Source organism: Bacillus sp. 1780r2a1, assembly GCA_024134725.1.
Classification (GTDB): Bacteria; Bacillota; Bacilli; order Bacillales; family Bacillaceae_H; genus Priestia; species Priestia aryabhattai_A.
Genome location: CP099863.1, coordinates 3,950,962 through 3,964,550 on the forward strand (window position 1 = coordinate 3,950,962; position 13,589 = coordinate 3,964,550).

Here is a 13,589-nt window from a genome sequence, read left to right on the forward strand (position 1 = left end):
TGACTTTTAATGCCAGAAATAGATACATAAGCAAAATAATCTTTCTTTGGGCTAAAATCATCAATATTAACTATCGTACTTTATTTCCCCATGTGCCTCCTTAGCAACTGATTCCTTTTGCATTTTGTTCTTTTTTTCTAATTTCCGAGTGGTATCTTTAAAGAATAAAATAAATACAATTGCTACAGCTAAAGCAATAAATGCTGGGTAAAGCCAAAAAGCAGACCATTGTGGCAATGCCTGTACTCCTTTACTTGTAACAACTTGATTATATATAGAACCCATTACAAAAGAACCTAAAAACATTCCAATTCCTTGTGTTGCCATTATAATTAAACCTTGCGCTTGACCTTTTATATGCTTAGGTGCCATTTTGTTAGTGTACATATATCCACCCACAAAGAAAAAGTCCCAACATAGACCATGTAAAGCTATGGCAATAATAACGAACGTTGTAGATGAAGGATTCATTCCAAATAGAGAAAACAAAGTCATTCTTATGATCCAAGCAAACATGCCAATTAGAAAGATGTACTTAAATCCAAACAAACGGAAAAATAAAGGAATAAGTAATATAAATACCATCTCTGAAAGTTGACCAATTGTTAACATTGATGCAATGTTATTTATTCCTGCGTCTCCTAAAAATACCGATGCAAAAGAGGTATAAGCAGCATGGTCTATGAAGAGGATGATAGTACAAATAATAAATACTAAGAAAAACCTATTTTTTAATAAACCTAACGCATCTAAAAAGAGAAGATCACGAATAGAAAATGGTCTTCCTTTTGCAGGTGCAGGTGTATTAGGTAATGTAAATGAATAAGCACCTAAAAGAATGGAAACAACCGCACCAATTTGAATAGAAACTGGACTCCCTGAGAATCCCAATGTTCCAACCAAAACTCCGGATACCATAAATCCAATTGTCCCAAATAAACGTATTAAAGGAAAAGTCTTGATTGAATCTTGAACATTATGAAAACTTATATTATTTGTTAAAGAATACGTAGGATTATAACAAAGCATGTAAAGAAACATTAACCATAAAAAGGCTATTCCATTACCAGCATAGATTTGTGCAGGTAGTAAAAACAATATAATCCCACCTACAATATTCACTACCCCTAAAACTTTTTGTGAAGAAAAAAAGCGATCAGCAAGCATACCTAAAAAAATCGGAGAAATAATTGCTGCAATCCCGCCTACAGCATAAGCTGTCCCAATTATAGACCCTAATCCATACTGGCTTAGAATGTAACCTAATGTGGAAAACCATGTACCAAGAACAAAATATTGGAGAAACATCATTGTTGAAAGACGTGGAACAATTAATGAATTCTGCAAAGCTTTCACTCCTTTATTAGATAAACTACGTTTTTATATAACCTTACATTTCATTTAAAAACTAGGATATACTCATGCAATCAAACGTTTTTTTTCACCTATTTATAAAACGCTTACAAAAATAGTTTTAGTTAAAAGAGATTAAACACTAGAACAGCATTTTATTGATTACAACTCTTTGCCTTTTTCTAATGATTACTATAAAACACACTTCAAAAATTGCTAATTCCGGGTCACTAACTACATTCCTAATGAAGATTTACTCCTTCTTACTATTTAAATTCACTAAACTACTCATTAATAAGAACGAGCTCTAACAATAGAATCAGATTCAGCCTTCATATTTGTGAAAATTTTAAAGTAAAATCTACTCCTCCTTCCAACTTTAGGATACCGGTTTACTAATATGATTATATTAATCGTCTATATATAAAGTCAATATATATTTTTTCCTTATGTAAAAATTACATTTAGTTAAATAGAGTATTGTACCAACTCTTAATAATTAATTAATACAATTTAATTCAATTAATTTTGGACAGAATTGCCCTCTAAAACACGTTGTCCTTGTTATACTGCGCATCACTTCTATCCTTCCACTATCATAGAATAAGTAGGGTGGTTGGTAGTTTAATGTGACAGTACAAGGTTTCACGATGTGAAAAGACTACAAACCTTAATTTAACAGCATTTTGTAGCCTCATAACCTCATTTTTATTGAATAAAAATGAATAATTCTTCTCTCTAAATAAACAAAAATACACAGATGGAACTTTACCTTTTAAATACTTCTCTTCACTTTAACAATATTAGTTAAAGCAAACGTCTATTTTCCGATCTAATTTAAGACCATAATAATGACCCTAGAGCAGTATACTCCTGTTGTATGAATAATATATAAATTAAACGCTTCTACTATTATAATAACTTCCGCTGTAAAAGTTATTATTTTACGATTGATAAAAAAATATTTATTTAATAATTTTTTCAATAAAATATTTTTTTATACTATCCCTATCCTTTTTGATTATTAATATTTCTAATCTCAAAGAATATTTAAAAACATTTTGGCCTTTTTATCGTGAGGATCTAAGAAGAATATGATACACCTTTCTTATGAATATATGTAATATGTCAATTAATGTTTTTAAGCATTGTTATTTTTGATAAATTAATTTAAACTAATTAACATACCGGTTTCCTAAAAATTTTTTAAATTTTTAATTACTTTATTTACCATCTTATTTTATTATTTAACAAATACAAACGTACTTTTATACAATCATTTGAAAATATTCTGTTAGTTTGGAGTGTCCTATGAAAAGAAACCCTACTATTCAAGATGTAGCGACTCTAGCCGGAGTTTCCAAAGCAACCGTATCCAAATATTTAAATAATACACCTTATGTTTCACCAGTTACTAAGAATCGGATAGAAGAGGCTATTAAAGAGCTTGATTATCATCCTAATAGTTTAGCTCGTGGATTGGTGAGTAAATCCATAAAGCTTATCGCCTTGGTTATTTCAGATGTGGAGCTACTAATTAATTCTAATTTAATTAAATCCGTTGAAAACGCAGCAGCTCAGCACGGGTACGATATAGTTTTAGTAAATACTAATGATGAAGAGCAAAAAGAGCAAAATCTTAACAAAATTCTAGCTGAACGTTATCAACATGTTGATGGCTTAATTCTGGCAAATATAAGAGAGGATGGCGTTGACTTATCGGAATTGAATAAAACATTTGAGCATATAGTATTAGTTCATCGTCATATTCCTAACGACATTGTCGATTACGTAGTTGTTGATAATTATATTGGGGGCAGACTTGCTGCAGAGTACCTAATACGTATGGGCCACAGAAGGATTGCAGCTATTTCAGGTCCTCAAAAAATTTATCCATATCTTGATCGTATTCGAGGCTTTACCGCTGTTCTTGAAGAACATAATCTAAACAATGAACTCACAACCATAATGGGAGGACAAAATCTTGAAAGTGGCTATCAAGCCGCAGAAAAACTAATGACTAGTACTGTTCCTCCTACAGCAATTTTTGCTACTAGTGATATGCTTGCTTTAGGCATTCTTGATGCTGCACGAGATTATGGTTGGCAAATCCCAGAAGAGTTATCTGTCATTGGGTTTGATAATATTTTCTTTTCTCGCCTGGCTAGAGTACCGCTTACTACAATTGATGGACAGTTAAATGATCTAGGAAGAGAAGCTGTCCAACTCTTGCTTCAAAGAATTGAAAATAAGGAACAACCCTTACAACAAATTATGCTTCATCCTTCTCTCATAGTTCGAGAATCATGTCGCAATCTAAAGAAATAAAAAACACTATACCAATAAGGATTACACCTTTATTGGTATAGTGTTTTTTAATTTGCTTTTAGACTGTTTGTAACTCACTTGTACTTTCTAGTTTGATATTATTTGCTTGTTTATAAATGTCGATTAGATTTTGTAGTGTTGTTTTTCTTGGATTTGCACTACAATTACCGTCTTTTAAAGCATCTTCTGCTAAGCGTTCAAGATCTGCATCTTTAATATTGAAGCTGCTTAATGTAGGAATATTAGTATCTTTTATTAGCCTTTCTACTGCTTCTACTGCTTTTTCTGCAGCCTTCATAACAGATAACCCAGTAATATTTTCACCCATTGCCACCGCAATATCTGCAAATCGTTCCGGACAAGCAACAAGGTTAAATTTCATTACGTAAGGAAGCAAAATAGCATTTGCTACTCCATGAGGAACATCATAGTACCCGCCAAGCGGATGTGCTAAGGCATGTACATTCCCTAATCCTATTTGCGGGAAGGCCATACCAGCAATCATACTTCCAAGCATAGTATTTTTTCTTGCTTCATAATTCTCCCCTTGAGAATAAGCCTGTCTAAGATTTTCACCAATTAGTTTAATAGCCTGTAAACTTAAAGCATCTGTAATAGGCGAAGTACCATTCAATGCTCCTTTGGTCGTATAGGCTTCAATCGCATGAGTAAGAGCATCAATTCCAGTGGCAGCAGTAAGAGTAGGTGGTAATCCCATAGTTAAAAGTGGGTCTACTAAAGCTACAGCTGGTGCCATATGAGGGCTTCCTATACTAGCCTTCCAGTGTGTTTCCTCATTAGTAATAACTGCCCATTGAGTGACTTCACTACCTGTCCCAGATGTAGTTGGGATAGTAATTACATCTGGTCCTTTTTTAGTAAATTCTTTACCACCGATATCATACTCATTAATATCGCCGGTATTAACTATCATCATGCTAATAGCTTTACAACAATCCATAGCACTGCCTCCCCCTACTGCAATAAAGGAGTCACAGTGATTTGAATTAAAAACCTCTATGCCTTTTACAACTGTAGCAGAAGGTGGATTTGGCGGAACTTCATCAAAAATAACGTAATCAATATTATGTTTATCTAAAGATTTTAAAATCACATTAAGAAGGCCGGCATTAATAATGCCTTTATCCGTTACTATCAGCACTCTCTTATGCCCTCTAAAGCTTAACTCCTCACCAGCTAAACTGGCAGCATTTTTTCCAAATACGATTTTTGTTCCTAGATGAAATGTAAAAGTTTGTTCAACCATCAATGATTCCTCCCCCTAATAATTAATTATATATGTTTAAACAATTCCTTAAGGCAATGCTCTTAACTTGTGTTAGCTCCTCTAATGCACCAATAAGGCCTTCTCTTCCACCATGACCACTCATTTTATATCCACCAAAGAATGCTACATCTGGTCTATAGACACCTGGGCCATTAACCGAAACGATTCCAGACTCAATTTGATAACTCATGTTTATAGCACGATTTACATCTCTTGTAAATACGGCAGCATTTAAACCATATATAGAACTATTAGCAATCTCTACAGCTTCCTCTTCGGAATGGAATGTTATAATCGGGAATACAGGTCCAAATATCTCCATATCACGAGCGATATCATACTCAGGCTTAACATCAGTTAGAACCGTTGGTAAATACCAAGTATTATCGACAATCTCCCCTCCCAAAGCTACTTTAGCTCCCTGCTCAACTGTCTTTCGTACTTGCTGGTCTACTGTTTGCAGTGCATATTCATCGATTAGCGGACCAATATTTATACTTCTATCTAAAGGATTTCCATACTTAAGTTCTCTTAATCTATTAATCAATAAAGAAGTGAACTCCTCTTTTTTCGAATGATGTATAAGCATCCTTTTATTCGAACAACAAACTTGTCCATTCATAAGAGTTCTTCCAAAAATTGCATCATCCACTGCTAAATCAATATCCGCATCTTCAAATACAATAAATGGGTCATTACCACCTAATTCAAGCATTACCCTATTTAAATTTTTGGCTGCTCCTGTAGCTACTTTAATACCAGTCTCTGTGCTCCCCGTTAAACTTATAGCATCTATTTTAGGGCTTTGAGCTAACACATCACCTATCAACCTTCCTGATCCCGTGACAATTTGTAACACATTTTCTGGAAGCCCCGCTTCATAAAGTAATTCTGTTAAAGATAAAATGGTTAGTGGAGCTGTATTTGCTGGCTTCACGATCATTACATTTCCCGTTGCTAATGCTGGGGCTACTTTATGAGAGAAAAGATCTACAGGAAAGTTAAAAGGAATAATTCCTACAACAACACCCAAAGGCTCTTTTCTCGTTAAGTAAACATCGTTTTCAATTCCCGCTTGATGGTCCAATGGAATATTAAGCCCATATAGTGACTTGGCATGTTCTGAAAAAGAGCGGAATAACCGTGCTGCAGTATCAATCTCCCACCCTGCTTGTTCAATTGGCTTTCCAATTTCTTTACTTAAAAGAGTAGCTAATTCATCACGTCTTTGTTCTACCAAATCTGCAAATCTTTGTAATATTTCTGTTCTTTTCCATACAGGAGTCCTAGCCCAACCCTTTTTTGCTTTTTGCGCTGCTTCTAATACCTCTTCAATGTCTTGTAAACTTGCTTGAGGGATTGTACCAATTACTTCTTTTGTTGCTGGATTAAAAACTTCTGTCGTCTTTCCATCCTTGCTGCCATTCCAATTTCCTTTAGTATACATAAGCATAGAAACTACCTCCTCTGGTTAATCATCTTCTAGAATAAAAAATTGTAATCCCTTACATTTCATTTTTTAGTATACCGGTTTCTTATTTTCATTATATTACCTACGGATAAATCCAGTCAATATTTTTTAAAATATTCAGTTATATTTCTTTGCAATTATAATATAAAACCTTATATTTATAGCTGTTTTACTGGTTATCTTGAATAAATAGAATAAAAATAAATAATTAAGCCTAATCCATAATAAGGATAATCGTTGAGGAATTTCTATAATTTAAAAGAATATTAGTAAACCATTCTACTAATGAACTAAATATTTAAAGCCGGAGTTTAAATTGATAAATTAAATAATAAATTTCCTAAAAAAAGACGAAACATGTTTTAAACAAATGCTAAAATAATTATAAATTCAAAGGCTTTAGCGCCAAGCATTTAAGGAATATTTAATTATTTTCTACACTTTCGTATGCAATAGTAAGAATTTTAAAAAATCAGTAAATATATACTTAGATTAAAACTTTATGTTCTATTAAACATTTTATAGGATTTACTATATAGCACTTATAACAAAAACATGGACATAAATAAAGGAAAGCTGACCTGAAAGGTCAGCTTTCCTATTACTTCGCATGTCTTTCTTTTAATACTGCTAAGACATCATCAAGCGGAAGCTTTTGCTCACGAAGAAGTACCAATACGTGATAGAACAAGTCCGCTACTTCCCATTTTAATTCTTCATGATCACGGTTTTTGGCAGCAATAATTACTTCGCCTGCTTCCTCACCGACTTTTTTCAAGATTTTATCGACACCTTTATCAAATAAATAAGTTGTGTATGCACCTTCTGGCATTTCCGCTTCGCGCTTCGCGATTACTGATTCCAATTCATTAATAATATCAAAACGCCCTGATTGAGGAGACGCACTTTCATCTTCTAACAAGTTTTCATTAAAGCAGCTGTACGCACCTGTATGACAAGCAGGCCCATTTGGATTTACTTTTACAACAATCGAATCCGCATCACAATCATATGTCATCGCGACGATTTGCTGTGTATTTCCAGATGTTGCTCCCTTGTGCCAAAGTTCTTGACGAGAGCGGCTGAAAAACCACGTTTCTTTTGTTTCAATAGATTTTTTTAGCGATTCTTCATTCATATAAGCTAGAGTCAGCACTTCTTTACTAACCGCGTCCTGGACAATTGCTGGGACTAATCCATCTTCATTGAATTTAACGTTTTCCACCTTCATCGAATGCTCACTCCTTGTTGTTTTGCATAGGTTTTAATTTCTTTAACAGACGTTTCTTTATAGTGAAAAATAGATGCTGCTAGGCCTGCATCCGCTTTCCCTTCCGTAAATACATCCACGAAATCTTGACCATTTCCTGCGCCTCCTGAAGCAATAACAGGGATGCTTACCGCTTCACTTACAGCTTTTGTTAATGCTAAGTTAAAGCCGGACTTGGCACCGTCTTGGTCCATACTTGTTAACAGGATCTCACCGGCACCGCGTTTGACAACTTCTTGCGCCCAAGCAACCACTTCCCATTCTGTTGCGTTGCGTCCACCGTGCGTATACACGCGCCAAGAGCCTAATTCTTCATCATATTTTGCATCAATAGCTACTACAATGCACTGTGCTCCAAAGAAGTTTGACCCTTCCGTAATAAGGTCTGGATTTAAGACGGCAGCGGTGTTTAACGATACTTTATCTGCACCTGCTCGCAGCATTCGCTTCATATCCTCAACCGCATTAATCCCTCCACCTACTGTAAACGGAATGGCCAGCTGTGCCGCTACTTCTTCTACTACGTGAACCATCGTTTTACGCCCTTCGTGAGATGCTGAAATATCTAAGAAAACAAGCTCATCTGCGCCTTCTTCATCATAGAATTTTGCCAATTCTACAGGATCACCAGCATCTTTTAGCTCTACAAACTGAACACCCTTTACTACGCGCCCTTCCTTTACGTCTAAGCAAGGAATAATACGCTTCGTAATCATGATGTCACCTCTTCAAGCGCTTGGCTTACCGTAAATTGATTTGTGTACAGTGCTTTCCCAACAATCGCACCCACCACTCCGTCTTTTTCATACGCTTGTAGTGCTTTTAAATCTTCTAATTTACTTACGCCTCCTGATGCGATAACGCTTTTACCTGTTGCTTTCGCCATGCTGACAATACCTTCAATGTTTGGACCTGAAAGCATACCGTCTGTTGAAATATCCGTGAAAATAAACGTTTCAGCACCTGCTTCTGCAAGCTCTTTTCCAAGCTCCGTTGCTTTTACGGTTGACGTTTCAAGCCAGCCTTCCGTTGCTACATAGCCATCACGAGCATCAATTCCAATTGCAATTTTTTCACCGTATTGACGAAGCATCTTTTTAACAAACTCAGGATTAGAAATCGCTGCGCTTCCTAAAATCACTCGGTCAATTCCGTTTTCCAAGTAGTACGCTACGTCTTCTTCAGAACGAATCCCGCCACCAATCTGTACATTGACTCCAAGCTTTTTCTTAACCTCAAGAACAAACTCATTGTTTACTCGTTTTGCTGCTTTGGCACCGTCTAAGTCCACCATGTGAATCCACTTCGCACCTTCACCAGCAAATTGTGCTGCCATATCGACTGGTGAATCTCCGTATACCGTTTCTTTATCATAATCTCCTTGCAAAAGACGAACGCATTTTCCGCCACGCATATCGATTGCTGGATAAATTGAAAAGTTATTCATGAGTTCAACCTCTTCCTTCTACAAAGTTTGCATAGTTTTGTAAAATCGCCATGCCAATTTCACTGCTCTTCTCAGGGTGAAACTGCGTGCCAAATACGTTTTCTTTTCCAACAACTGCTGGAACGTCAACATCATATGAGCTTGTTGCTAGAAGCACGTCTTGATCATCTGTCTTTACATAATAAGAATGCACGAAATATACGTGGCCTTCCTCAATGCCTGCTAGCAAAGGTGAGTTTACATGCATATGTAAGGAATTCCATCCCATATGAGGGACTTTATAAGCTTCACCTTCTGGAGTCACTCCAGGCAGCAGTTCAACACGTCCTTTTAAGAAACCAAGGCCCGTCGTCTTACCATTTTCATCACTTTCCTCAAACAGAAGCTGCATTCCCAAACAAATCCCTAAGAGTGGCTTGCCACTTTTCACTTCTTCTTTTATAAAAGCTGTAAGGTTTGTTTCATTCAGCTGTTCCATTGCATCTTTAAATGATCCAACACCAGGCAAGATATACCCTTTTGCTTTACGCAATTCGCTTGGCTCAGATGAAATAAAGTAGTCATAGTCTAAACGTTCAAGTGCTTTGCTTACGCTATACAAGTTCCCCATCCCATAGTCAATAATACCAATCATTTACAACATTCCTTTCGTTGATGGTACTCCTTTGACGCGAGGATCAACCGTTGTTGCTTCATCTAATGCTCTCGCCAATGCTTTGAATACCGCTTCAATGATATGATGTGTATTTTGGCCATAGTGAACGATAACGTGCAGGTTCATGCGTGATTCAAGCGCAAACTTCCATAAAAATTCATATACTAGTTCCGTATCAAAGGTACCCACGCGTGATGCTGGAATATCGCCTTTAAATTCAAAATGAGGTCGGTTACTTAAATCAACTACGACTTGTGCTAACGCATCATCCATTGGAACAAATGCATTTCCGTAGCGCTTAATCCCTTTTTTATCACCAAGTGCTTCTTTAAACGCATGTCCTAAACAGATGCCAATATCTTCTGTTGTGTGGTGATCATCAATTTCAATGTCCCCTACAGCTTTTACATCTAAGTTAAACTGACCATGCTTTGTGAATAAATCCAGCATGTGGTTTAAAAACGGAACACCCGTATCAATTCCTGCTTCCCCTTCTCCATCAATGCCAATGGCCAGTGAAATATCCGTCTCATTTGTTGTGCGTTTAATACTAGCTTCTCTCATCATGTAACCCTCTCTTTGCTTTATTTTTTGAATCGTTCTTCGACTGCTCGAGCGTGTGCCTCTAATCCTTCTAACCTTGCAAAAGCGGCAATTTTCGAACTATTATCTTTGAGCGCCTGCTCGCTATATGAAATGATGCTTGATTTTTTTACAAATGAATCAACGGATAGCGGACTTGAAAACTTAGCCGTTCCGTTCGTTGGTAGTACATGGTTTGGGCCAGCAAAATAATCTCCTACGGGCTCTGAGCTATATCTACCTAGAAAGATAGCTCCAGCATGACGAATTTTCCCGAGTATCGTCATCGGTTCATCTGTCATAATTTCAAGATGTTCCGGAGCCAATTTATTAACTACATCAATCGCTTGATTAAGCTCTTCTGTGACATAAATTGCACCATACTCTTGAATAGATGCTTCAGCAATTGCTTTTCGAGGTAGCGTTTCAAGCTGTTTTTGAACCTCTTGTGCTACGGCTTCTGCTAGATTTAAAGAAGGTGTTACCAAAACGCTAGATGCCAACCGATCATGTTCTGCTTGTGATAACAAATCAGCTGCCACTTCATTTGGTCTTGCTGTATCGTCTGCTAATACAACAATTTCACTCGGTCCAGCAATCGAATCAATATCAACTAATCCGTATACTTCTCTTTTGGCTAAAGCCACATAAATGTTTCCTGGGCCCACAATTTTATCGACCGCTTCAATTGTTTCTGTTCCATATGCCAATGCTCCGATGGCTTGTGCTCCGCCAACTTTATAAATTTCTTCTACACCTAGTTCCGTAGCAGCAACAAGAACACCAGCCGGTAATGAACCGTCTTTTTGCACAGGTGATACCATGACAATACGCTTAACACCCGCTACCTGAGCAGGAATAACGTTCATCAACACGGATGATGGATACGCAGCTAAACCGCCCGGAACGTAGACACCAACGGCATCTAAAGGGGTCACCTTCTGCCCCAGGATCGTGCCATCTTCTTTTGTTACCATCCAAGATTGCGTAATCATGCGCTCATGGTAGTCACGGATATTAGCCGCAGCCTCGTTAATAATCTGAATGGTTTCATTATCAATAGCTTCGTACGCATGCTTACGCTCTGCATCCGACACTTTCAACGCTTCTAACGATACACCGTCAAATTTTTCTGTATATGAAAACAGAGCTTGATCTCCTGTATCTTTAACGTCTTTAAGAATGGTAAGCACGGCTTCACGCTGTGCTCCTGTCCCCTGATCAATCGTACGTTTTAAACTAACGCTTTCCGTCACGCGTGTAATCTTCATCAAATTCACCTCATTCATGATGCTTCGACAACTTTTGATAGTCGGTTGACTAAATCATCAATTCGTTCATCTTTTAACCGGTAGCTAACTGGGTTTACAATTAATCGAGACGTAATATCACCGATATGCTCTAGTTCAACCAAGCCGTTTTCCTGTAGCGTTCTTCCTGTTGAAACGATATCAACAATACGATCAGCTAAGCCGATAAGCGGTGCTAACTCAATTGATCCATTTAGCTTAATAATTTCAACCTGCTCTCCTTGCTCTCGAAAGTAAGTGGAAGCAACGTTCGGATATTTTGTCGCTACTTTTTGAGCAATCTCTGAATTTTTCGTATTGGGTAAGCCAGCCACAGCAAGATGACATTTGCTAATTTGTAAGTCTAAGAGTTCATAGACATCTCTTTCTTCTTCAAGCATTACGTCTTTTCCTGCAATACCTAAATCAGCTACGCCGTATTCTACATAAGTCGTTACGTCCATTGGCTTTGCTAAAATAAAGCGCATATTCTCTTCTGGAATATCAACAATTAATTTACGTGAGTCATCAAACTCTGGCGGAAGTTGAAAACCTGCTTGACGCAAAAGCTGGGCAGCTTCTTCAAATATTCTTCCTTTTGGCATCGCAATTGTTAGTAGTTCAGTCATTATTGTCCCCCCTTGCCACGTTTACCAATAAGAAACGATACTTCTTCAAAACCAGCTGTAAACACATCGACATCATCAACGCCTACAATGTCTTGCACAACGACGCGTTTGCCTGCACGTCTTTGTTCAGCCGCAAGTGCTAACGCTTCTGATAACCGTTCTTGACTATATAAAACACCGTAAACAGGTACTTCTTCGTATACTTCTTCATCTAGTGCTTCAATTAAACGGTCAAGCTGAATGCCAAATCCAGTTGCCGGTGTTTTCGTTGAAAATTGTTCTAATAATTGATCATAACGCCCACCGTTTCCGATATGAAAACCTACGTGCTCAGCAAACACTTCAAATAGAATGCCAGTATAATAGCTCATGTGACTTACAAGGTTGAAGTCAATTTTAATTTCTTCCGTTACGCCATAAGCAGCCAGCATGTTCCAAAGGCTCTGAAGATCCTCAGCAAGCTTTTTACCTTCTTTATTTTCAACAAGCTCAATGGCTTCTTTAATTTTTTCTTCTCCGCCACGTAAATTTAAAAGTTGTAAAAGGCGCTGCTTGTCAATGGAAGAAAGGTTTAAACTCTTCACATGGTTACGATAACCAACATAATTTTTCTCATATAAAAAGCGGCGTAAAACATTGGCACGTTCTTCGTTCCCGACAATTTCTAAGAACAATGAGTTCACAAATCCAATGTGGCCGATGGCTACTTTAAACGATTTTAGCCCAGCACGTTTTAATGCATTAATCATCAGCGCAATCACTTCTGCATCGCTACTCATTGTTGCATCACCAATTAACTCAACACCGATTTGCTCAAACTCTGCCGGTCGACCACCTTCACGCTGCTGAGCTCGAAATACATTTGCTTCATACGCCAGGCGAAGCGGTGAGTTATTCAAAAGTTTTGAAGCGGCCACGCGTGCAAAGGGCGTCGTCATATCAGGGCGTAAAACAAGCGTATGACCTTCTTTATCTAATAATTTAAATAATTGTTGATCTAAAATGGCCGATGCGCTTCCAACTGTTTCAAAGTATTCAAGAGTAGGAGTCGCCATATATTGATAGCCCCAGCTACTAATTTCTTCTGCTAACTGATTTCGAACTTGCTTTTTCTTTTCAAAAAGAGATGGTAATGTATCTCTCATCCCTAAGGGTTTTTCAAACATAAACAGCTTTGACATTATGACACTTCCTTTTCTCAACTTGTTTGCATCTATCTCTATATAAACCACTACTTTTAATCATAAAAGGTTTTTACTTTACCACACTAATGTATT

At 37.0% G+C, this 13,589-nt stretch carries 12 protein-coding genes; 1 reads left to right on the top strand and 11 read right to left on the bottom strand.

Annotated features, from left to right (window positions below; all coding sequences use genetic code 11):
- Positions 1 to 66: 66 nt before the first annotated feature.
- Positions 67 to 1,347 carry an MFS transporter gene (locus tag NIZ91_20005; protein ID USY54954.1) on the bottom strand — a complete coding sequence of 427 codons (1,281 nt, stop codon included), beginning with the start codon at positions 1,345 to 1,347 and terminating at the stop codon, positions 67 to 69.
- A 1,317-nt stretch (positions 1,348 to 2,664) separates the two neighbouring features.
- Between NIZ91_20005 and NIZ91_20010 the strand changes: the two genes are divergently transcribed.
- Positions 2,665 to 3,681 carry a LacI family transcriptional regulator gene (locus tag NIZ91_20010; protein ID USY54955.1) on the top strand — a complete coding sequence of 339 codons (1,017 nt, stop codon included), beginning with the start codon at positions 2,665 to 2,667 and terminating at the stop codon, positions 3,679 to 3,681.
- Between the two features lie 58 nt (positions 3,682 to 3,739).
- On the opposite strand, the gene NIZ91_20015 is transcribed toward NIZ91_20010, so the two are convergent.
- The 10 genes from NIZ91_20015 to NIZ91_20060 form a co-directional block, all read right to left on the bottom strand.
- Positions 3,740 to 4,948 (bottom strand): iron-containing alcohol dehydrogenase, encoded by a 1,209-nt coding sequence (locus NIZ91_20015; GenBank protein ID USY54956.1) that lies wholly within the window; start codon positions 4,946 to 4,948, stop codon positions 3,740 to 3,742.
- Between the two features lie 22 nt (positions 4,949 to 4,970).
- Entirely contained in the window at positions 4,971 to 6,422 is a 1,452-nt protein-coding gene (locus NIZ91_20020; GenBank protein ID USY54957.1) for an aldehyde dehydrogenase family protein, read from the bottom strand.
- 619 nt (positions 6,423 to 7,041) lie between these two features.
- Positions 7,042 to 7,671, bottom strand: coding sequence for a bifunctional phosphoribosyl-AMP cyclohydrolase/phosphoribosyl-ATP diphosphatase HisIE (hisIE, locus tag NIZ91_20025; protein USY54958.1), 630 nt, complete (start codon positions 7,669 to 7,671; stop codon positions 7,042 to 7,044).
- The gene (gene hisF, locus NIZ91_20030) at positions 7,668 to 8,426 is read right to left on the bottom strand and encodes an imidazole glycerol phosphate synthase subunit HisF (protein USY54959.1); all 759 of its coding nucleotides are present in this window, start codon (positions 8,424 to 8,426) and stop codon (positions 7,668 to 7,670) included. Before hisF ends, hisIE begins: the two co-directional genes overlap by 4 nt.
- A complete protein-coding gene (gene hisA / locus NIZ91_20035; GenBank protein ID USY54960.1) occupies positions 8,423 to 9,157 on the bottom strand; it encodes a 1-(5-phosphoribosyl)-5-[(5-phosphoribosylamino)methylideneamino]imidazole-4-carboxamide isomerase in 735 nt (244 codons plus the stop codon). Before hisA ends, hisF begins: the two co-directional genes overlap by 4 nt.
- A gap of 4 nt (positions 9,158 to 9,161) precedes the next feature.
- The gene (hisH, locus tag NIZ91_20040) at positions 9,162 to 9,791 is read right to left on the bottom strand and encodes an imidazole glycerol phosphate synthase subunit HisH (protein ID USY54961.1); all 630 of its coding nucleotides are present in this window, start codon (positions 9,789 to 9,791) and stop codon (positions 9,162 to 9,164) included.
- The gene (gene hisB, locus NIZ91_20045; GenBank protein USY57246.1) at positions 9,792 to 10,376 is read right to left on the bottom strand and encodes an imidazoleglycerol-phosphate dehydratase HisB; all 585 of its coding nucleotides are present in this window, start codon (positions 10,374 to 10,376) and stop codon (positions 9,792 to 9,794) included.
- A 20-nt stretch (positions 10,377 to 10,396) separates the two neighbouring features.
- The gene (gene hisD, locus NIZ91_20050; GenBank protein ID USY54962.1) at positions 10,397 to 11,665 is read right to left on the bottom strand and encodes a histidinol dehydrogenase; all 1,269 of its coding nucleotides are present in this window, start codon (positions 11,663 to 11,665) and stop codon (positions 10,397 to 10,399) included.
- 14 nt (positions 11,666 to 11,679) lie between these two features.
- On the bottom strand, positions 11,680 to 12,312 hold the full coding sequence (gene hisG, locus NIZ91_20055) for an ATP phosphoribosyltransferase (GenBank protein ID USY54963.1): 633 nt from the start codon (positions 12,310 to 12,312) through the stop codon (positions 11,680 to 11,682).
- Positions 12,312 to 13,493: an ATP phosphoribosyltransferase regulatory subunit gene (locus NIZ91_20060; GenBank protein USY54964.1), complete on the bottom strand. Its 1,182-nt coding sequence runs from the start codon at positions 13,491 to 13,493 to the stop codon at positions 12,312 to 12,314. Before NIZ91_20060 ends, hisG begins: the two co-directional genes overlap by 1 nt.
- Positions 13,494 to 13,589 lie beyond the last annotated feature (96 nt).